This window comes from Mucilaginibacter pineti, from assembly GCF_900101875.1.
GTDB lineage: Bacteria > Bacteroidota > Bacteroidia > Sphingobacteriales > Sphingobacteriaceae > Mucilaginibacter > Mucilaginibacter pineti.
Window position 1 is genome coordinate 22,410 of record NZ_FNAI01000007.1, and the last position, 20,093, is coordinate 42,502.

Consider the following 20,093-nt stretch of genomic DNA (forward strand, 5'->3'; position numbering starts at 1 on the left):
ATTTTATAAATAAACTGTTACACATCGAAGCAATTTGACTACCTCCGGAAAAATACGTTTGTTGCTTACCCTTATAGGTGTTGGTTTATTGTTTGCGGCTATTTTTGTTCAAAAAACATATACGCCCTTAAATAACCTGGCCCAAACCGGCCAAACCCTCGAGGATAACCTGCATAAAAAGGAGGTTTACGTAAACAAGCTGCTTAATGATAAGGAAAGGTTTAACGCCTTTAAAAAACATCCTAATGATGATAACAGGGCCGTTGCCGATATCCAGGAGATAACCGTTGTTAACAGGATTTGGTTTATTACCACCCGCAATAATAAGCTTGCTTTTTGGAGCGGTATAAAAGTTATCCCCGATGATCTGCAGGCTATAAATAATGGCTACTCGTTTATAAAGCAGCCCAACGGCTATTACGAAACCATCCGGAAAACCGAGGGCAATTTCTCTGTTATTTTCTTCATCCCCATAAAAACCAATTTTGCCCTTACCAACAAATACCTGCAAAACACGTTTGCAAAAGATCTGGTAACCGAGGATAATATTGACATTGCCAGCTTTGCCGATAGGGATATTTACGAGATCCACAGCGTTGATAATCATTACCTGTTTTCTATAAAGCAGCGGCCAAACAGTGTTAATTACGCGTTTATATATTATCAGCTGTTATTTTGGATATTAACCGTTATTACCCTTTGTGCCTTAATGCACAACGTTTGCTGCTATGTGGCTGCAAAGGGATACGCTTTGTTATCTGTTATTTTTTTAGGACTTTTTATTTTACTGTTCAGGTTTGTGAACCTGCATTATAACGTCCCGGATTTTACCTACAAGCTCGACGTTTTTAACCCCACCTTTTACGCCTCAAGCGCAGTTTACCCCTCACTTGGCGATTTTTGCATCAACATACTGGCTATATTTTGGTTTGTTGCCTTTATATACCTGCAACGCCGCCGTTTATTTACCGGCACGTACGGGAAAATGGCAGGCTACTTAACCGTTATTGCCTGTATATTGATACTGGTAGCGGTATCAACATCGCTCCTGAGTCTTTTTTACGGGCTGGTTATCAACTCCAGAATCAACTTTAATGTAAATAATGTGCTCAGCCTTTCGTCATTTAGTATGCTGGGCGTATTGATGCTGTGCTTTAGTTTTTTGATATTTTATTTACTGGTAGACGTTATCCTGTATTTTTGCCTCAGGCTTGAGGTACCCCGATCGCACCAGTTAGTGCTGCTGGTACTTGGCATTGTGATAACAACCGCGGTTTTTGCATTTTACAAGGAGTTTACCCTGTTTTATATATTATGGGGCATTCTTATAATTATACGCGCCCAGGGTTTTATACATAATAACGGCAAACTTAATGCCGCTACGTTTTTAAGTATTTTGGTAATATGCGCGGTTATTGCATCTATAAAACTTAACCACTTTGAAAGTATAAAGGAACAAACCACACGGGCCGCGCTGGTGCAAAAGCTGGAAGTGCCCGATGATGCCAACGCCGATTATATTTTTAAAAAGATTGAAGGCAAGATAATTGCCGATACTGCCATCCGCAATTATTTTAACGATGGTGTGCGCAATACAGATTACCTTATAAACCGGTTTCAGAAACTTTATTTTGATGGCTACCTTTCAAAGTACGAGTTTAAGGTGCATGAGTACGACGAAAAGGAGCAGGCCCTCTCCGGCGATAGCTATTCGCTTGATGTGTTTAAGGACCTGGTGCTGTACAGCTCATTTAAAGTATCAAACTATTTTTACCGCGAAAATGAGTCGTTCGGGTTTCAGAAATATTTTGCCATACTTCCCATCAACCTTGATGGCAAACAACTGGGTACGCTGGTTATCGAACTACGATCAAAACCCCTGCAGGCCGCCGGAGCTTTCCCCGAACTGCTGATAGACGGGCGCATAAAACCCGAAGATGATTTTAAAGATTACTCCTACGCCTTTTATATCGATAACAAGCTGCAAAGCCAGAAAGGAACCTTTGTTTACTCGCTCAACAATACCGAGTTTAAGGGGAATCTTAAAAACTATACCGTTACTACAACCAGCGGGGTAAACACCGCATGGTATGATAGTTTTAACAGGTACAATCACCTGATATATAAACCCAGTGCCCGTAACTTAATAGTGGTAAGTAAAGAAGATAACCCGCTGTATTACGGGGTAACATCCATCACTTTCTTTTTTGTGATCCTGTTAATATTTAGTGCTGTTGTTATTTTAGTGAGGTGGTGCTGGTTCCGCATCCGCATTCTGCAAATTCAGGATAATAAACTGCAATGGGTACTGCGGATAAACTTTGATAAGATCTTGTATAAAACCCGCATCCAGTTTTCTATGATATTTGCCGTGGTGGTTACGCTGGTAATGGTGGGCTTTATTACTTTTTTCTCTATAGGCACACAATACCACAACCAGCAGGACAAGCAAATTCGCGATAAAATAACCCGCATTGCAGCCGCCTTTGAAAGCGGAGGCTACAACAAATATATTTATAATATTAACGAAAAAAGCCAGGTTAGCTTTAATGAACTGGCCAACACCTACGCTACCGATCTTATTTTGTTTGATACCAATGGCATACCGCTGGTAACCACGCAACCCAAAATTTACGAAAATGGTTTAGTGGTACGACGCATGAACTCCCGCGCTTTCATATTTCTGAGCAAACTTCAAAAATCGGAATTTGTGAACGAAGAAAAGATAGGCGATTTGAGTTATAAAGCGGCCTACGCACCTATAATAACCACATCAAACAAAACCATAGCCTACATACAACTGCCTTATTTTTCAAATGAGGCCGACTACCGCGAGCGTATCAGCTCGTTATTAAACGTAATGATAAACGTGTACGCATTGGTATTTGTGGCCATTGGTTTATTTGCCATTATTATTGCGCGGCAAATTACGGCCCCGCTTAATTTTATACAGCAAAGTTTAAGTAAAACCATCTACGGTAAAAAGAACGAGCCGATAAAATGGTCACGCAATGACGAGATAGGGGCGCTGGTTACCGAGTACAATAAAATGATCTCGGCCCTGGAAAACAGCGCGCATAGGCTGGCACAATCCGAGCGGGAAAGCGCCTGGCGCGAAATGGCCAAACAGGTAGCCCATGAAATTAAAAATCCGCTTACACCGCTTAAACTTGGCTTGCAGCTGCTTGATAAATCATGGAAGGATAAAGACCCCAAATTTGATCAGAAGTTTGAGCGTTTCAGCAAATCATTTGTGGAACAGATAGAGAGCTTATCGTCCATAGCATCGGAGTTTTCGGCCTTTGCCAAAATGCCCGATACGCGCATTGAGCAGATAAATATTTTTGAAATGCTGGGTCAGGCGGTAACCATTTTTAAACAGATGGATAATATCAGCATCCTTTATGCCCAGCCCGAAACACCATTTATAGTAGCTGCAGACCGTGACCAATTGCTGCGCTGTTTTAACAACCTGCTTAAAAATGCCATTGAAGCTACCCCGCAGGGCAGGCAGGGTATTATTGACATCCATTACCTGATAACCAGTAAAAACGTATTGTTAACCATAAAGGATAACGGCAACGGCATCCCCGAAAACATGCGCGAAAAAATATTTGAACCCAACTTTACCACCAAAAGTTCGGGCACGGGCCTTGGCCTTGCATTCGTAAAAAACTCCATAGAAAACGCCAACGGCAAAATATGGTTCGAAACCACCATGGAAATAGGCACCACATTTTACCTGAGCTTTCCATCGGCGTAATCTGGAGGTAAAAGGTAAAAGGCGAAAGGTAAAAGGTTTGAAAAAGGGATGCGAATCTCGGAGTCGCCCGGCTCTTGCCCATAAGTGTTCGGAAGATTAAAAAATTTGTCATTTCGAACGAGGTACGAGGAGAAATCTTATTCGATATGCCTCAAAACACTGTATTCCGCAGAAGATTTTTCGCTATCGCTCAAGAGGTAGTTTCTCTTTTGCGCCACGCTTTCACCCACCTGAGCTCAATCGAAATGACAAACTTTTTATAAAATTCAGTCTTTCCAACACTTATGGGCAGGAGCCGAGCGACGGTAGCGGGTAAGCACTCGTTACAAACGAGCGCAATGACGAGTGGAATGTTTTTAACCTTTCGCCTTTTCCCTTTAACCTAACTCCGCACCATAAACTTCTTCACTGTTTCGGTAACGTGGGCAAGGTGGTGGTTGCTGTGCCAGGCGTAAAGGGCCAGGCCTTTTTTTAGGGAAACGATATCGCCGGATGCTGGGTGAACAAAGGTGCGGGCCCATTCGTTTTCGGTAAAACTTTCAAACAGGGCCACAAAATGTATGTGGATGCCTTCCAGCATTTTTAATGACGATTCTACAGGCAGGCGGTAATCGGGCAGCAGGGCCCAGTCGGCCTCCTCGTAGGGTTTTATAACGGGGTTGTTTTCAGTAAGGGCCAGTTTAAAACGAGTAATGGAATTCATGTGGCTATCGGCCAGGTGATGGATCACCTGCCTCAGTGTCCACCCGCCGGTGCGGTAGGGGGTATCCAGTTCCTGGTAATTAAGACCGGTAATGGCATGGCGCAATTTACCCGGCAGCGTGGCTATATCGTCAATCCAACCGCGCATATCCTCGCTGGTATAAGAGGCCGGCGGGGCAAATTTGCCAATGGGGTACTTCATTTGTTCGTCTGTCATAAGCATAAAAAAATTTAATTTAGGCATAATTTTATAGTAGCGCAAGCTTTAAGCTAATTTAGCGTTCTGTACATTATTTACGCCGATGATAAAAAAGCTACTTTTAGCACTGCTTCTTTTTAATTGCTCCTTAACCTACGCCCAAACCATTAAAACAGATATTTTGGTAATAGGCGGCGATGCCGGCGGCACGGCGGCAGCCATTCAAGGCGCGCGCAGCAAGCTAAAAACCTTACTCATTGAACCAGGCGCGCAGTTGTGCCAGGCCATGACTTCGCAAAGCATGGTGACTATTACCAGAGGGACGGATCTGCCATCGGGGATCTGGGGCGAGTTTCGTAAAAGAACCATCGAGTTTTATAAAAAAACGCCGGGGTATGATACCGCGCATAATGCCAGCCTGCATTTGGAGCCCTATACCGGCGCCGCCATCTTCAAAAAAATAGCTGATACGGTTAAAAATCTGACCGTAAAGCTCAATACCTCATTTTCTACCGTAAAAAGGGATGGTGATGTTTGGGAGATAACCATCAGCCAAAACGGGAAATCGCAGTTGGTAAAGGCCAAAGTAATTATTGATGCAACGCAGGGTGCCACGGTAGCGGCAAAGCTGGGCATAGCCGTTAAGTCATTTGATTTTGGGGCAGCTAACCAGCAGTCGACTTTGTACCGTACCAGTATTGCCATGGGCGATAGCTTCCCCGGGCAAGGTGCGGATGGTGTGGTGCCGGCGGGTAATTATCCGCCATATCCGTCGTATTGCATCCCGCTTAATAGTATTGTTGTAAAACAGGTTGATAATTTATTGGTAACCGCCGCGCTTATCCCCGGCGATGATATCCAGTACCTTGCCGGTCAGCTTACCCTTGGGCAGGGTGCGGGAACGGCTGCTGCTTTTTGCGCGTTTTTTAAAACCACCACAAAAAAGCTGGATCCCCGTACCGTACAAGGCGAAATACTGGATTTTAAAGGTTACCTATTGCCCTTTGCCGATGTAAAACCAAACGACCCGTACATGAGGGCCATACAACAGGTTGGCGCAACCGGCTTATTAAAAGGCTTGCCGCATACAATTAGCAATGGCGTAACCCAACTGTTTTTCATGCCCGATTCTGTAGTGAACACCGCCGAGGTTAAACCGCTGATCATGGAGATTTACACCCGCGCCTTTTTGTGGTTTAATAAGGAGAAGCCGGGCAATAAATTTACGGTGGGCAACCTCATGTCGTTCATTAGTGAGATAACGCTTACCGAGCCCAAAACCTTACAGCTTAGTCTGCAAAAAAACTGGAAAACGGAGTATAAATTTACTGCCAATTTTGATATGACCCGCCCGGTTACCCGCCGCGAGTTTGCCGTACTGGCCAACAAGTTTTTGAACCCCTTTGCCCGGAAGGTTGATTTGAATGGCAATATGGTGAATTAGGGGCAACTTCAGGTTAAAAGAGATTGTCATTCTGAGGTACGAAGAATCTACTCTGCTACTATACTTGCTCACGGATAGATGCTTCGTGCCTCAGCATGACATGCTCTATATAAAAGCTCGTCACTGCATTACCAGCATAAATTTAAAGCTTAAAAAATATTTCGGGGGCTTATGGTAACATTAATGTTAAGCGGTAATCATATACAATGGGATATATAAAAATATATATCTTAGTTCAATATTTTAAACCGCTGTTAATACTTACACCAGCTTAAAACACTGCAATATTATAGGCGTTTAAGGTTTATAATTAAACATTTTTACAATGGCAATTAATCTTCAAAAAGGACAAAAAATAGATATCGGACTGTCTAAAATGACAGTTGGTTTGGGCTGGAACCCTAACGAGGGCACGGGTTATGATTTCGACCTGGATGTATCGGCTATCATGATAGATGCTAACCGCTTTGTACCACAGGACGAGTTCTTCGTGTTTTATAACAATGTAGATTCGCCGGATAACGCGGTGCATCATACCGGCGATGATCCATCGGGCGGTAACAGCGATGGCGGCGATGACGAATCCATTAATATCGACCTTACTAAGGTAGACGCTAAAATTCAGGAGATCCTGTTTGTGGTAACCATTCATGAGGCGCAGCCCCGCAGGCAAAACTTTGGCCAGGTGCGCGATTCATACATCCGCATTATTGACGAGCAAACCGGCAGCGAAGTTTGTAAGTATGAACTGGGCGAGGATTTCTCTATTGAAACAGCCATTGAATTTGGCCGGCTTTACCGTCGCGGCGGTGCCTGGAAATTTGAAGCATCGGGCGTGGGTTATAAGGAGGATCTTGCCTTCTTTTTAAGTAAATATTTTAAAGGACAGATCATTAAGTAAGAGCCTCACCCAACCCTCTCCAAAGGAGAGGGCTTTTTTGAAAGGAACGGGGCCGTTATTAAATTAAACAATATTATTATGGCAATAAATTTGGTAAAAGGTCAAACTATTGACCTCCGTAAAAACGACCAGAGCGGCGAAAGTTATGACCTGTCGTCGGTTACTATTGGTTTGGGCTGGGATGTAAGGCAAAGCCATGGCGGCGGCGGCTTTTTGGGCAAACTGTTTGGCGGCGGTGCCGAAGAGGTGGAGTATGACCTGGATGCCATTGCTTTTTTGCTTGATAAAAATGGTAAAGTGGCCGATAGGGGTCGCACTATTCAAAAGCCAAACGGCAATAAAGTGAGTTTGTATGAGGGCGATGTAGTGTATTTCAATTCCATGAAACACCCATCGGGCAATATATGGCTTACGGGCGATAACCGTACCGGGGCCGGTGATGGCGACGATGAGCAGATCATTGTAAAGCTGGATTCGCTTGATCAGCGGATTGACCGCATCCTGTTTATTGTGGCTATATACCAGGGCCGCAAAAACAACCAGCATTTTGGTATGGTTGATAACGCTTTTATTCGCGCTGTGGACGGCAGGGGCAAGGAGATAGCCAAGTTCAGCCTGTCTGGCGATGCTACTTATAATGGCATGTGCTCCATGAAATTTGCCGAGGTTTACCGTAAAGACGGCACCTGGAAATTCCGCGCCGTTGGCGAACCACATACTACCGATAACTTTTTAGAATTGTTGAAAGAGTATTGATCTGAGGTGTGTGATCTGAGGTGTGTTGTCTGTGGTGTGAGTTCAGAGGTGTGTGGTGTGAGTTCTGAGGTTTGTTATTGGGAGATGGGTAATGAATGCACAATTCGTTATGGATTTTCATGCTACCACCATACACCGCCGACCACACACCTCTGAACTCACACCTCAGATCACAGATCACAGACCACAGGACCACACACCACAGACCTCACACCTCAGATCCCACACCTCACCCCACCGATCCCACACCCCACATCACCGAACCCAGAACCCACACCACAGAATGTTACACTATTCCTTTGATCTTTGGCTTACGCTGATAAAATCGAACCCATATTTTAAAATAGAGCGTACCAAGATCTTTCACCGGGAATTTAACCCGGCGGGTAAAAGTATTGATGAGGTAGCAAAGGCTTTCAGGCAGGTTGATCTGATGTGCAACGCGGTTAATGAAAGCACCGGCAAAAACATAGATGCCGACGAAATGTACCTTATGGTTATCAGCCTTATTAATGATAATGAGCTTAACCTTACCGGTATCGACGTAAAAAAACTATATGCCGATATGGATAAGCTGCTGTTCAATTACCTGCCCTATGTGTACTCGCCTGTAACAATTGAGGTGCTGCAGCATCTAAAAGAAAAAGGCGGCGCTACTTTTAGTTTGCTTAGTAATACCGGCTTTATAAAAGGGGCAACATTGAAACAAATACTGGTGGCATTAAAAATGGATCAATACTTTGATTTTCAGCTGTACTCTGATGAGGTTGGCATGTCTAAACCAAACCCGGCGCTGTTTGCGCTTATGCTGCAAAATATCCAAAAAGTAAATCATCCAACGGTAATTGGGTTAAATGATATCATCCACATAGGCGATAACCCCAAAGCCGATATTGAAGGGGCCGAAGCCGCGGGCGTAAAAAGTTTACTCATTAACTCAAACAACAAGTCTATTTTATCCTTAATAAGCTAATGAACACTACCTATTCATTACATCACATAGATAATGCGACCGAATTTGGGTTTTGCCCGGATAGCTATAGTCGTTTTAAATTTGGCGACGAAAGCGTGTCCAATGATTTTGGGGTGGCCCTTGCCGATGGTTTTATACGGCAGCGGCTGGCAAAGCAGCCCATTACCCAGCAAATAGTGGTTATATCAAGTCCGTATTCGTTTATCCCAACGGCTACCTTCGCCATGAAAACTGCTTTTGTACACCGGCTTAACCGCTGGCTGGCCAGGCATGGCTACCCTGTAGTGCAGGAAACCAAGGTGCATCGCACCATTACTTATAAGGAAGATTACGGCGAGCTGGATGCCGCGCAAAGGTTAAGCCTTATCGGTAACGATTCGTTTCATATTGATAAGGATTTTTTGACCGGTAAAACGCTCATTTTTTTAGATGATATAAAAATAACCGGCAGCCACGAGCGTATGATCATGAAAATGGTTAACGAATATGGCCTGCATAATGATGTGTATATGCTGTACTTTGCCGAACTGGTGAACAAAAACATCCACCCAAATATTGAAAACTACCTGAACTATCACCAGGTAAAAACAATATTTGATCTGGAGCCGATCATTAAAAGCGGCAGCTTTTGCATTAACACCCGCATAGTAAAATACATACTGAATTATAATTTCGATTGCTTTAGCATCTTTATACAAAACCAAAGCACCGATTTTGTAAACTTGCTATATGATATGGCGCTGGGCAACGGCTATCATACTATTGACGCCTACGCCAAAAACCTTAACTTTATTACCGAAAACCTATTTATAAACAACAAAACTTTAATTTAACATGGCAATTAATTTGCAAAAAGGCCAGCGCGAAGCGATAAACGCCCCCAAATTTACCATTGGGCTGGGCTGGGATACCAATAGTTCATCAACAGGCAGCGCCTTTGACCTCGACGCGTCTATTTTTATTTTAGGCGATAACAAAAGGCTGGTTGGCGATGAGTATTTTGTGTTTTACAATAACCTTAAATCGCCCGATGGCGCGGTTGAACATACCGGCGATAATCTTACCGGTGATGGCGACGGCGATGACGAGCAGATCAGGATAGACCTGTCGAAAATAGACCCTAAAGTATCAGAGATCTGTATAGTGGTAACCATCCACGAAGCCGAATCTCGCCGCCAGAATTTTGGGCAGGTGCGTAACTCGTTCATCCGCGTGTTTGATGCAGCTACCAATGCCGATATTTTGAAATACGAGCTGGAAGAAGATTTTTCGATAGAAACAGCCGTTGAGTTTGGCCGCATTTACAAAAAAGATAACAACTGGAAATTTGAAGCTGTTGGCGCAGGCATGAAAGGCGGCTTACAGGATTACTTAACCAAATACCAATAATAATATGGCAATTAATCTTCAAAAAGGACAACGCATTAGTCTTGAAAAAGAAAACGGCAGCAAACTGCAAAGCCTTTGTGTAGGTATTAACTGGGGCGCTATTGAAAAAAAGGGCCTGTTTGGTTTTGGTACCACTAAAGAAGCGGTTGACCTTGATGCCAGCTGCGCGCTGTTTGATGATACCAAAAAACTGATAGATGTAATTTACTTTGGCAACCTGCGTTCAAAAGATGGCGCAGTAAGGCACAGCGGCGACGACCTGACCGGCGATATGGCCGGTAACGACGGCCTGGATAACGAGGTAATAACTGTTGACCTGGGTACGCTGGGCGCTAATGTTACCTACGTGGCATTTATGCTGAACAGTTTCCGCGGACAGGATTTTGGTACCATTCCGTTTGCATCTATCCGCATTTACGAGGGTACGCCTACACGCGTTAATGAGGTATTTGCAACCTATGATATTGCGCACAGCAAAGATTTTGCGGGCCATGTATCAATGGTGATGGGCGTGTTTTACAAAAAGAACAGCGAATGGAAATTCAATGCCATTGGCGAACCAACCCGCGACCGCAAGCTGGAAGAAACCGTACGCACGGTAACACAAAATTATTTGTAGTCTGAGGTCTGGGGGCGGTGGTGTGAGGTCGGTGGTAATTGGACAGAAAAACAGAAACCATACCATCGACCTCACACCTCAGAAACCATACCACAGATCAAAGACCTCAGAAACCACACCACAGATCATACATTAAAAATTAAAAAAATGGAAGGCTCACCAAATAATTTCGACCCTATAAATATAACACCGGTAAACCTGAATATTACCCCGCCGCCGGCACCAGGCACAACCACGCCCGCAAAACTGCTGGATAAGGAGGGTAATGTAGATTTAACCAATATCTCATCTACCGAAGTACAAAAGTACGGCGAGGTTGCCAAAGCGCTTGACCCTAAAGATGTAAACTCGATACTTAACTATGGTACCGATGTGCAGGCATCCATGGAAAAGTATAGTAATAACTTTTTAACATCGGTACGTACCTACAATTCGGGCGAGGTTGGCCTGTTAATTAACGACCTGCTTACCGAGCTTAATTACATTGATGTTGATGAGCTGAACCAAAACGCGTTCACCTCTTTTATATCGCATATCCCCTTTGTTAAAAAGCTGGTTTTCGATGCAAAAAAACTGTTTCAGAAGTACGATACGGTTATCAACAACATTGATAAAATAACCAACAAGATAAAGGCCGGCAGGGTTAACTCGCTAAAGGATAACAGCTCGTTGCAAACCATGTTTGATAGCAATGTAACCTACATTCACCAAATGGAGGAACTCATTATATCGGGCCAGTTAAAGTATAACGAACTTACCGAGCAGCTGGCGCAGATGGATGCCAATCCATCGGCCTATAACGATTATGAAATTGCCGATCTGCGTGATTTTGTGAACCGCCTGGATAAACGCCTTGCCGATTTAAAAGTGGTACGTTTTATTATGATGCAGTCGCTGGCGCAAATCCGCGTGGTGCAAAGCAACAACACCACCATTGCCGAAAAAGCACAGTCGATAGTATCAACCACCATCCCGGTTTGGAAAAACCAACTCACCATTGCCGTTGCGCTTAACCGCCAGAAGGAAAATGTGGAGATGCAGAAAAAGATCTCAGACACTACTAACACCATCCTGCAAAAGAATGCCGAACTGCTGAAACAAAACAGTATTGACGTTGCCCGCGAGAATGAGAAAACGGTAGTATCGCTGGATACCCTGAAACGTACAACTGCGTCATTAATAGAAACCCTTACCGAGGTTAAACGCATCCACGACGAGGGTACCGCCAACCGCAAAACCCTGAACACCGAATTGCAATCATTAGAAACCGAATTGAAAAAACACGTTACCAACGCGTAGTTTTTTTGTCGTTTTTAAATGTTGTAACAAATAAATAAATCCCCGGCACGCCAAAGGCCGGGGATTGCTTGTTTTTAACCACTGACGACTGCTGACGAGGTACTGACGGCTACTGACGCTATACTGACGGTTACTGACGAATGTTGAAATAAACAGATCCATTGCTGCGGGGCGTTTGGGCAGGGCTTAATATTTTAGTAAATTTGTACTTACAAATGGATGAAAACCGGCTAAATATTTTAAATCAATCCAACCGGATGCTCAGCAAGCTGCAACTGCTTTCTGTGTATTTCGGGGACGATGTGATCTATAAAATTTACCTCCGCAGCCAAGTGATTCATAAGCTTTTTGAAGCCAATACCGAACTGGATGTCAATAAGTTAGATCTGTTTCACTTGCAATTCACCCAAAGTTTGATAGACCTGCTGCGTAAGATCAAGAAGAATAATGAGGGTAATGTGAGCCTCCTGTTTGACGAGATCCAGATAAACCGGGAGATGATAGAGCGCCTTAATGATCCTACTTATACCATAGCTAATTTCAATTTGGAGAAGCAAAGGCAGGCCTTAAAGGTGAATTTGTCGTTACGGAAACTGTTCCAGGTATTGTCGGATAGTGGGAATGATAATCCGTTATCAAAAAACATAAACTCCTTTAGCTCAAGGTTTAGCGCAGATTTTTTTTACACCGTAAGTAACGAATTAATAGAAGAAGCAACGGCCTACAACCTTGCCGATGTTTATAAAAACCCCTATGCCACCATCCAGCGCAAGCTCATGGGGGTACTATGTAAATATGATTTTAAAACTGAGTTTTACTGCGGCCTCAAATCGGGCAGCCAGGTAATTGAAGTATACAAGTTTGTAGATGCCGACCGCTATTTTCTGTATGTGCCGGCTGATAACCTATTCGTTTTCTTTGACTTAGGGAAAATTTCGGGAATAGATATGTCAACCAATCTATCGAAAAAAGAGCGATTGGTATATGAGCTGAAAGATAAAAACGATAAGCTGGAAGGCAACGCCGCCGCCATGAAAGCATTTATGCCACCCGAAATAAAGGCCCTGCTGGCCGATGATTACAAGAAAATCACCGATATCAATTTCCTGGAAAACATCAGTAATGTTGATGTACAGGCAAATATTTTAAAATCGATGCTAAATACCGATATAATTTAGTTTATTTAACCTTAACAAAATACATTACCTGCCAATATGGATTTTTTACACACAATATTAGGTCCCGACATTAAAGCCGGCTTCCTTATTATTTTAAACCTTATAGTTATTGAAAGCCTGCTCTCGGTAGATAATGCCGCCGTACTGGCCACCATGGTGCTGGATCTGCCTAAGGATCAGCGTAAAAAGGCTTTGCGTTATGGTATCATCGGCGCGTATGTACTGCGTGGTGTATGCTTGTTTTTAGCGGCCTGGCTGGTGAAGATCTGGTGGTTAAAACCAATTGGCGGCTTGTACCTGCTTTATCTGGCCTTTGATTATTTTAAAGGTAAAATTCAGGCAGCCAACGCAGGCGGTGAAGAGGAAGAAGTTGATAAAAACAAAAACTGGCTTTACCGGTCTACAGTAGGGGTTTTCGGCGTATTCTGGGCTACAGTGGCCTTGGTTGAGCTAATGGACCTTGCCTTTTCCATAGATAACGTATTTGCCGCAGTGGCCTTTACAGACCATGTGGTGCTGATTTATATAGGGGTATTCATCGGTATCCTGGCTATGCGTTTTGTAGCGCAGGCCTTTGTGAAGCTGATGGAGAAGTTCACCTTTTTAGAAACTGTGGCTTTTATAGTGATTGGCGTATTGGGTATTAAATTATCATCGTCGTTATACGTTCATTTTTATCCGGATGCATCTTTCTCCAAGTTTATGGAGGGTGAAAAGGCGGATATTATTACCTCAGTATTTACCGTGGGGATATTCATTATCCCGGTATTAACATCGTTACTGTTCAATTTCCCCAAACGCCACACCATCGAACCCGAAGTTGCCGAAGCAGCCGAGGATGTATTGGATAAGCAGTAAGGAGAGGTTAAAAGCGAAAGGTCAAAGGCAAAAGGTAGCTTCCTTTGCGCCAAATTGAAAAATGTTAAAGGGCGAGAGAGATGTGCATTTGAAAGAATGACTAATAACCCAATGACAAATGACTAAATAGAATGAACTTCAACAAAATAATAGCGTCGATATTTGGGATAGGTTTTTTAAAGGGTGGGGGCACTTATGCGGCTATAGTTACCTGCGGTGGCATCTGGCTGCTGTGGAAAACGCCTGCTTTGCAAAATCCGCTGTATTTACTGGCCATTACTATCATTATAACCCTTTGGGGTGTTTATGTAAGCAACAAGGTTGAACCCGATTGGGGCGAAGACAGCTCGCGCGTGGTGATTGATGAGGTTGCTGGTATGCTTATCTCGGTGTTGTTTTTACCGCAAACTCTTTACTTTTTGATAGGTGGCCTGGTGCTGTTTCGCTTTTTTGATATCGTAAAACCCCTCGGCATCCGCAAAATGGAAGCCCTGCCCAGTGGCACCGGCGTTATGATGGATGATGTGCTTGCCGGGGTTTACTCCAATGTTTTGCTTTGGGTGGGCTATTTCGTCTGGGTGAAATTTGGGCAATAATCCTTATTGTAAAAAATATAAAGTGCCGGCTGTGCGCATACCGGCACTTTACTTTACAGTTCCTGTTGAATTATTTTAACGGCATTACCCCGCTGTAATGAATGGTGAGCTATCCAGTGCTCCTCATGCTGGTTGATTTGCTTTTGGGTTTGCAAGGCCATTACCTTTGCTGTTAACCGGGCCATACAAATTGTTTTATTTTGCAATTGCGATCGGCTATCCATTGCCAAAACCTGTATGCCGGTAGGTATGTGGATACCACGTACTGCGGTTTCAACTTTATTTACGTTTTGGCCTCCTGGGCCTGATGACCGAAGGGTTTCAAATTTTACATCATGTGTGTTAAAGGCAATTTGCTCATCTACATTGAAAATACCCACACCTGCAAACCAATTTTTTCGTTTATGAAATTTACGGTAAGGGCTTTGGGCTATCCATTGTATAGTTCCACTCCATTCATTTATAAATATGTTTGGATTAACGCCTTGCGCCAATAGTGTTGCCGATAGCAGTGTGCCGGAAACTGTGCCTTTTTTGTTTTCAATTATAGATAGTTCTAAGCCAAAAGCTGCGGCCTGCTTCAGCATTATTTCCTGTATTTTGTAAACAACCCGACAGCACTCTGCCGGGCCTTTGCCCGCGGTTATTTGTATAATTACTTTTTTCATTTTGTTATTCATTATTCATGCGTACTATACGGGGCATAAATTTGCCCTGTATGCTTACCAGGTTAGTTTGTGCAGCCATAACCGCTTCAATGTTTTTATAGGCCGATGGATTTTCTTCCATACTGCCGCCAATTAATGTTACCCCGGCTGCTGCAAGGGTTTTCTTCAGCGCCGATCCAGTCATACTTGCCTTGGCTTCTTGTCTGCTCATTGCTCTACCGGCGCCGTGCGACGCGGAATTTAGCGAATCCGTGTTGCCCTTACCAGCTACGAGATAAGCGGGGGTAGCCATACTGCCAGGAATAATTCCGAGCTCGCCTTCATGAGCAGGTGTGGCTCCTTTGCGGTGAATTATTGCTTCTGCTCCATCTGCAAGTTTCTCCCTCCACGCAAAATTGTGGTGGTTTTCTGTCTTGTGCAGGGCTTTTAGTCCAAGTGTCTTTAGCAGGTTTGCATGAATACGATCATGACAGGCCCGGGCATAATCGCCGGCAAGGTTCATGCTCAGCCAGTATTCCTGTCCTGCTTCGGTATCAAGATTAAGCCATGCAAGTGGCTGGGCTTGCCGCGGCAACTTGCAGGTATCCATAGCCACCTGGGTATAATGGCGGGCAATATTTGCGCCCAATCCGCGACTACCCGAGTGTGATAACAAAGCCATGTAGCTGTTACCCGGTAATCCCAGGGTATTATTATCGGCCAGTTTAATCATGCCGAACTCTACAAAGTGATTACCGCTGCCTGACGTGCCCAGTTGCTTGATAGCTTTGCCATGCAGTTTTTTAAGTAGGGGCGTGGCCTTAAATCTCGAATCGTCCAAAACCTCGTGGTATTGCGCGACCGCCAAGCCGCCTTCCATACCAAAATGAGTATCGCTAAACAGCACCTTTTTTATTTGGTGATCGTATCGGTTCAGGAACTTTTCATCGGCATCAATAATGGTTAAGGTCATCCGGCAGCCAATATCCATGCCTACACCATAGGGAATTACCGCATTACGGGTGGCCAAAACACCGCCTATTGGCAAACCATAACCGCTGTGCGCATCGGGCATTAAGGCACCCTGTATGCTTATAGGTAAACTTAATGCCAGTGCCATTTGCTGTTTCGCGGCGTCTTCAATTTCATCAGCCCCATAAATTTTTATCGGGGTTAGAGTTTGCATTAACTGATATTCGTTGGCAGGGAGATCATGCTTTTCTGATATAAATGCCAATGCTATTTTGCTTTTTATAGCATCATTAACATATGTGTCCGGATTGTCGCGAATATGGATTAATATCGATATAATATCTTCGTTAGTGTGATGTTTAAAATGTTTGGCTATGGTATTTATAACAATGCTTTTAAGCCTGTTATCTACATAGCCTATACTGTCCAGTTCTTTTATTTTCAAATTGCCCATACGGGTTTTGTTTAATAGTCTGCATGAGCCCTTTATGGGGACTATGCTTATTTTGAAATCTGTGTGATTAAAAATTCATCCATCGTGTGGATATACCCATTATGAAAAGTCCCGGGCTAAAATTGAAACAGAAAATTTCGCAGACAAATAAAGCCAAGTATGCCAATCAAGAGATCATTGGCAAACCAACATTAATTAAAAAGCAATAGAAATATATTGTCCGCCTGTTTCAGGCAGTGGGTTGATGGGATATTGTGGAGGTACTTTCTTGCATGATTCCTGTTATTAGTGGTTAATATTGAGGAACTGCAGCAAAGATGTGAAAATTTATTAAAACCGCAATAATTTATTTATCTGCGATTGCTGTGGATACAAATGTAAATAGCAGCCCGGTAAATTATAGTTTCTGTTGTTTTATTAAACTTTCAAGCGCAAGTAAGTGCAGCCTGAAAGCCGCACGGCCCTTTTCTGAAGCGAGGTAACGTGTATTGGGCTTACGGCCGATAAAGCTTTTTTGTACTTGTATATATTCTTCCTTTTCCAAAGCTTTAAGGTGCGATGCCAGGTTGCCGTCTGTAAGGTCAAGCAGTTCTTTAAGTGAATTAAAGTCGTAGCTTTCATTGGCAACCAGCACACTCATAATTTGCAGGCGGATGCGGTTTTCAAAGGCTTTATCAAATTGTTCTAATGATATGTTCACGAATCGTATTTAAAATGCATCACTGTACCATAAATAATGTGCAGCAGGCCAAAACCAACCGTCCAGAAAATTAGTCCGTAACCGGGCATTAGCGCGCAAAGCAAACCTAATAAAATCTCCAGTATCCCCAATCCTTTTACACCCGAATAAGTGTAATGACTGCCTGCAACGAGGGCCAGACCATAAAAAATGAGGGTAGCTGGGGCAACAATGCCGTAATAGCCGCGGTATATTAATATAAAAGTAAACAGGCCGCCTGCCACTAAGGGGATGCTCATATTTATCAGCAAACGCTTGCTGCCCGTGCTCCAAAATGATTGCCCATGTTTTTTTGCTTTTTTAACCGAGAGCCAAACACCCGTACCGATCGACAAAATAAGTACTGAAAAGGCTACCGCAAATAACTGTAATATGGTGATGTACTCATTGTGTGGCAGGCCATATGCTTCATTTGCTATGATTTTGTAGCCTATAAACGCACCTATAATAGCGTATATGCCGGCCATTATGCCCGAGAGCCCACTAAGTGAAATGAACTTGGCCGAACGCTCCATCAGGTTGCGGATGGAGCTGAGTTCTGAATGAATGTCTTGATCTTTCATTAAAAGTACTTTGTTGTTCAAAGTTAGGTAGATAAATTGAATTTGCAATGGCTGGTTGAAATAAATTTTAGGACAGGGGGGCTATTTGTAATTTAATTTTCAGTATTTATTGAAAATACAAAATAAAATGTATATTTGTATTGTTGAAACGATAAATGAATTACAATGAAAACGCTTAAAGATCACATGGTACTATTTGATGCAGAATGCCCTATGTGCAGTGTATACACCAAAGCCTTTGTAAAAACCGGGATGCTTGATAACAACGGCAGAACCCCATACCAGGCCGTGCAGCAGGAGGCTTGCCCGGTTTACGACAGGCAACGGGCAGTCAATGAAATAGCCCTTATAAATATCAAAAACGGCGAAGTTACCTATGGAGTTGATAGTCTGTTTAAAATTATTGGTAATGCCTGTCCCGTTTTTACGACGTTATTTGCTTTCAGGCCTTTTGTATGGTTAATGAGCAAGGTTTATGCTTTTATAAGCTACAACAGGCGGGTAATTATTCCGCCCACAAAAGAAGATGCTAATTTTGCTTATCAGCCAACCTTTAAACTGCATTATCGCATTGCTTACCTGCTTTTTACCTGGTTTTGCACCGGGTTTATACTTACCGCATACGCGCATTTACTTACCCCAATGGTGCCGCTGGGAAATGCTTATCGCGAATACATGATCTGCGGCGGGCAGGTGATCTTTCAGGGATTGATTATCAGCGCTTTTTCACGCAGCCAGGTGTGGAGCTATTTAGGCAACATGATGACCATCTCTTTTGCCGGTAGCTTGCTCTTGCTTATCCCGCTGGTTTTAAGCCACTGGTTTACCGCTGGTCCGTTGTTTTACACACTTTGTTTCATGGGCGTAGCGGGCCTCATGTTCCTTGAGCACATCCGCAGAACAAAATTACTGAACCTGGGTTGGGTAATGACCATAACCTGGGTAACTTACCGCATTATTATATTGGTATTGATATTAAAACTGAACTAATGAAACCTTATAAAAAAATTGTACTTGCCGGCGGTAATGGTTACCTGGGCACTGTACTTGCAAAATATTATAAAGACCTTGCCGATGAGGTAATCATCCTGGCCCGCAAGCAGGCCCCGGTTGTTGATAACATCCATACAGCGTTATGGGATGGCCAAACAGAAAACGGCTGGACGGTACATCTTTCCGGTGCAGATATGTTGATCAATCTTTGTGGTAAAAATGTTAACTGTCGCTACACTGAGAAGAACAAGGCCGAGATCATCCGCTCACGTGTAGTTCCTACCGAATTGTTGGGAAAGGTGATAAATAAAATGACCGATCCGCCAAAGCTCTGGATCAACGTAGCCTCTGCCACCATATACCGCCATGCCGAAGATCATCCGCAGGATGAGGAAACCGGCGAAATTGGTTATGGCTTTTCCATTGATGTATGTAACAGTTGGGAAAACGCATTCTTTAAAGCCGAAACACAGCATACCCGCAAAATTGCCCTGCGCATGGGTATAGCGCTTGGCCAAAGCGGCAGCGTTTTTCCGCGCCTACTTAATCTTGTGAAGATGGGTATGGGCGGACAACAAGGCGATGGCCGCCAATATATAGCTTGGGTACACGAACATGATGTGGCCCGCAGCACCCAATTTTTGATGGATCACCCCGAACTGGAGGGCATATTTAATTGCACTGCCCCCGAAGCCGCAAGGAACGCCGATTTTATGCAGGCCATGCGTAAAGGCTATGGAATGCCGATAGGTTTACCCGCCCCGCAATGGTTGTTGGAGATTGGTGCGATAGTTATTGGTACGGAAACCGAGCTGATATTGAAAAGCCGATGGGTGAAACCAAAACGTTTGCTGGATGCGGGCTTCACGTTTCAATATGAAAAAGCCGACCATGCCATCCATGATATTTTGAGTATAAGGAAGTAAAGAACTCCCGTCATTCTGAGTGGAGCGAAGAATCTATTATACCGCTTGCATGTTTGCGAATAGATTCTTCGTGCCTCAGAATGACAATTTCTATTAAAAGGGTTGTCCCCCGCTGCATATTC

At 43.6% G+C, this 20,093-nt stretch carries 19 protein-coding genes; 14 read left to right on the forward strand and 5 right to left on the reverse strand.

What is annotated here, in order from left to right; all coding sequences use genetic code 11:
• Window positions 1–34 precede the first annotated feature (34 nt).
• Entirely contained in the window at window positions 35–3,763 is a 3,729-nt protein-coding gene (locus tag BLS59_RS15630; protein ID WP_091150273.1) for an ATP-binding protein, read from the forward strand.
• A gap of 382 nt (window positions 3,764–4,145) precedes the next feature.
• Here BLS59_RS15630 and BLS59_RS15635 read toward each other — a convergent pair whose 3' ends face one another.
• Window positions 4,146–4,682 carry a YfiT family bacillithiol transferase gene (locus BLS59_RS15635; protein ID WP_091150732.1) on the reverse strand — a complete coding sequence of 179 codons (537 nt, stop codon included), beginning with the start codon at window positions 4,680–4,682 and terminating at the stop codon, window positions 4,146–4,148.
• Between the two features lie 85 nt (window positions 4,683–4,767).
• Here BLS59_RS15635 and BLS59_RS15640 point away from each other — a divergent pair, with 85 nt between their 5' ends.
• From BLS59_RS15640 to BLS59_RS15690, 11 genes are all read left to right on the forward strand, one after another.
• Window positions 4,768–6,108 (forward strand): FAD-dependent oxidoreductase, encoded by a 1,341-nt coding sequence (locus tag BLS59_RS15640; RefSeq protein ID WP_091150275.1) that lies wholly within the window; start codon window positions 4,768–4,770, stop codon window positions 6,106–6,108.
• Window positions 6,109–6,433: 325 nt separating this feature from the next.
• A complete protein-coding gene (locus tag BLS59_RS15645; RefSeq protein ID WP_091150277.1) occupies window positions 6,434–7,009 on the forward strand; it encodes a TerD family protein in 576 nt (191 codons plus the stop codon).
• A gap of 78 nt (window positions 7,010–7,087) precedes the next feature.
• On the forward strand, window positions 7,088–7,765 hold the full coding sequence (locus BLS59_RS15650; RefSeq protein ID WP_091150279.1) for a TerD family protein: 678 nt from the start codon (window positions 7,088–7,090) through the stop codon (window positions 7,763–7,765).
• Window positions 7,766–8,048: 283 nt separating this feature from the next.
• Entirely contained in the window at window positions 8,049–8,738 is a 690-nt protein-coding gene (locus BLS59_RS15655; RefSeq protein WP_091150281.1) for an HAD family hydrolase, read from the forward strand.
• Complete coding sequence (locus BLS59_RS15660; protein ID WP_091150283.1) at window positions 8,738–9,571, forward strand: phosphoribosyltransferase family protein; 834 nt, start codon at window positions 8,738–8,740, stop codon at window positions 9,569–9,571. Before BLS59_RS15655 ends, BLS59_RS15660 begins: the two co-directional genes overlap by 1 nt.
• 1 nt (window position 9,572) lies before the next feature.
• Window positions 9,573–10,127, forward strand: coding sequence for a TerD family protein (locus BLS59_RS15665; protein WP_091150285.1), 555 nt, complete (start codon window positions 9,573–9,575; stop codon window positions 10,125–10,127).
• Between the two features lie 4 nt (window positions 10,128–10,131).
• Entirely contained in the window at window positions 10,132–10,746 is a 615-nt protein-coding gene (locus BLS59_RS15670) for a TerD family protein (protein WP_091150287.1), read from the forward strand.
• Between the two features lie 147 nt (window positions 10,747–10,893).
• Window positions 10,894–12,045, forward strand: coding sequence for a toxic anion resistance protein (locus BLS59_RS15675; protein ID WP_091150289.1), 1,152 nt, complete (start codon window positions 10,894–10,896; stop codon window positions 12,043–12,045).
• 215 nt (window positions 12,046–12,260) lie between these two features.
• Window positions 12,261–13,223 carry a hypothetical protein gene (locus tag BLS59_RS15680; RefSeq protein WP_091150291.1) on the forward strand — a complete coding sequence of 321 codons (963 nt, stop codon included), beginning with the start codon at window positions 12,261–12,263 and terminating at the stop codon, window positions 13,221–13,223.
• A 36-nt stretch (window positions 13,224–13,259) separates the two neighbouring features.
• Window positions 13,260–14,081: a TerC family protein gene (locus BLS59_RS15685; RefSeq protein ID WP_091150294.1), complete on the forward strand. Its 822-nt coding sequence runs from the start codon at window positions 13,260–13,262 to the stop codon at window positions 14,079–14,081.
• Between the two features lie 131 nt (window positions 14,082–14,212).
• Window positions 14,213–14,677, forward strand: coding sequence for a phosphatidylglycerophosphatase A family protein (locus tag BLS59_RS15690; protein ID WP_091150296.1), 465 nt, complete (start codon window positions 14,213–14,215; stop codon window positions 14,675–14,677).
• A gap of 53 nt (window positions 14,678–14,730) precedes the next feature.
• Here the strand turns inward: BLS59_RS15690 and prfH are convergent, their stop codons facing one another.
• The 4 genes from prfH to BLS59_RS15710 all read right to left on the reverse strand — a co-directional run bounded on the left by prfH (window position 14,731) and on the right by BLS59_RS15710 (window position 18,052).
• Entirely contained in the window at window positions 14,731–15,345 is a 615-nt protein-coding gene (gene prfH / locus BLS59_RS15695; RefSeq protein WP_091150734.1) for a peptide chain release factor H, read from the reverse strand.
• A 4-nt stretch (window positions 15,346–15,349) separates the two neighbouring features.
• Complete coding sequence (locus tag BLS59_RS15700; RefSeq protein WP_091150299.1) at window positions 15,350–16,750, reverse strand: RtcB family protein; 1,401 nt, start codon at window positions 16,748–16,750, stop codon at window positions 15,350–15,352.
• 397 nt (window positions 16,751–17,147) lie between these two features.
• Window positions 17,148–17,450 (reverse strand): winged helix-turn-helix domain-containing protein, encoded by a 303-nt coding sequence (locus BLS59_RS15705; protein WP_091150300.1) that lies wholly within the window; start codon window positions 17,448–17,450, stop codon window positions 17,148–17,150.
• A complete protein-coding gene (locus tag BLS59_RS15710) occupies window positions 17,447–18,052 on the reverse strand; it encodes a hypothetical protein (protein WP_091150303.1) in 606 nt (201 codons plus the stop codon). The genes BLS59_RS15705 and BLS59_RS15710 overlap by 4 nt, the downstream gene beginning before the upstream one ends.
• Before the next feature lie 165 nt (window positions 18,053–18,217).
• On the opposite strand from BLS59_RS15710, the gene BLS59_RS15715 reads away from it, so the two are divergent.
• Both BLS59_RS15715 and BLS59_RS15720 read left to right on the forward strand, forming a co-directional pair.
• Entirely contained in the window at window positions 18,218–19,042 is an 825-nt protein-coding gene (locus BLS59_RS15715; protein WP_091150305.1) for a DCC1-like thiol-disulfide oxidoreductase family protein, read from the forward strand.
• The gene (locus tag BLS59_RS15720; protein WP_091150306.1) at window positions 19,042–19,971 is read left to right on the forward strand and encodes a TIGR01777 family oxidoreductase; all 930 of its coding nucleotides are present in this window, start codon (window positions 19,042–19,044) and stop codon (window positions 19,969–19,971) included. Before BLS59_RS15715 ends, BLS59_RS15720 begins: the two co-directional genes overlap by 1 nt.
• The last annotated feature ends 122 nt before the right edge of the window (window positions 19,972–20,093 follow it).

Coding starts and splice junctions, on each gene's coding strand:
- BLS59_RS15670 (WP_091150287.1), top strand. CDS start 10,132: ATGGCAATTAATCTTCAAAAAGGACAACGCATTAGTCTTGAAAAAGAA.
- prfH (WP_091150734.1), bottom strand. CDS start 15,345: ATGAAAAAAGTAATTATACAAATAACCGCGGGCAAAGGCCCGGCAGAG.
- BLS59_RS15640 (WP_091150275.1), top strand. CDS start 4,768: ATGATAAAAAAGCTACTTTTAGCACTGCTTCTTTTTAATTGCTCCTTA.
- BLS59_RS15675 (WP_091150289.1), top strand. CDS start 10,894: ATGGAAGGCTCACCAAATAATTTCGACCCTATAAATATAACACCGGTA.
- BLS59_RS15690 (WP_091150296.1), top strand. CDS start 14,213: ATGAACTTCAACAAAATAATAGCGTCGATATTTGGGATAGGTTTTTTA.
- BLS59_RS15650 (WP_091150279.1), top strand. CDS start 7,088: ATGGCAATAAATTTGGTAAAAGGTCAAACTATTGACCTCCGTAAAAAC.
- BLS59_RS15660 (WP_091150283.1), top strand. CDS start 8,738: ATGAACACTACCTATTCATTACATCACATAGATAATGCGACCGAATTT.
- BLS59_RS15710 (WP_091150303.1), bottom strand. CDS start 18,052: ATGAAAGATCAAGACATTCATTCAGAACTCAGCTCCATCCGCAACCTG.
- BLS59_RS15720 (WP_091150306.1), top strand. CDS start 19,042: ATGAAACCTTATAAAAAAATTGTACTTGCCGGCGGTAATGGTTACCTG.
- BLS59_RS15635 (WP_091150732.1), bottom strand. CDS start 4,682: ATGACAGACGAACAAATGAAGTACCCCATTGGCAAATTTGCCCCGCCG.
- BLS59_RS15715 (WP_091150305.1), top strand. CDS start 18,218: ATGAAAACGCTTAAAGATCACATGGTACTATTTGATGCAGAATGCCCT.
- BLS59_RS15680 (WP_091150291.1), top strand. CDS start 12,261: ATGGATGAAAACCGGCTAAATATTTTAAATCAATCCAACCGGATGCTC.
- BLS59_RS15665 (WP_091150285.1), top strand. CDS start 9,573: ATGGCAATTAATTTGCAAAAAGGCCAGCGCGAAGCGATAAACGCCCCC.
- BLS59_RS15685 (WP_091150294.1), top strand. CDS start 13,260: ATGGATTTTTTACACACAATATTAGGTCCCGACATTAAAGCCGGCTTC.
- BLS59_RS15655 (WP_091150281.1), top strand. CDS start 8,049: ATGTTACACTATTCCTTTGATCTTTGGCTTACGCTGATAAAATCGAAC.
- BLS59_RS15645 (WP_091150277.1), top strand. CDS start 6,434: ATGGCAATTAATCTTCAAAAAGGACAAAAAATAGATATCGGACTGTCT.
- BLS59_RS15700 (WP_091150299.1), bottom strand. CDS start 16,750: ATGGGCAATTTGAAAATAAAAGAACTGGACAGTATAGGCTATGTAGAT.